The following is a 273-nucleotide window of genomic DNA, read 5'->3' as shown; positions in this document are numbered from 1 at the left end:
AGAAAGGATGAAGACGATATGGCGAAATCAACAAAGACTTATGAAGAAAGAATACGTGCATTAGAGAAAAAGGAACAGGAAAGCATCGAAGCTACCAAAAAGCTCATTGCACAGCGAAAGGAACTGGAAAAGAGAAAGAAAGCCGAGGAAAGTAAAAAACGAACCCACAGGCTCTGTCAGATTGGCGGTGCGGTGGAATCGGTTCTTGGCTGTCCGATTGAAGAGGAAGATTTACCAAAGCTGATAGGCTTCTTAAAAAGGCAGGAAACAAAC

The 273-nt window shown here is 42.9% G+C and carries 1 protein-coding gene; it reads left to right on the top strand.

The window, feature by feature from the left end; genetic code table 11:
* Positions 1-18: 18 nt before the first annotated feature.
* Positions 19-273 (top strand): hypothetical protein (locus HMPREF0373_RS15185; RefSeq protein WP_044964915.1); only part of this gene is annotated, 255 nt, incomplete at its 3' end.

The organism is Eubacterium ramulus ATCC 29099 (assembly GCF_000469345.1).
Taxonomy (GTDB): Bacteria; Bacillota; Clostridia; order Lachnospirales; family Lachnospiraceae; genus Eubacterium_I; species Eubacterium_I ramulus.
The sequence above is the reverse complement of the archived record's forward strand: the minus strand, read 5'-3'. Positions and strand labels throughout refer to the sequence as shown.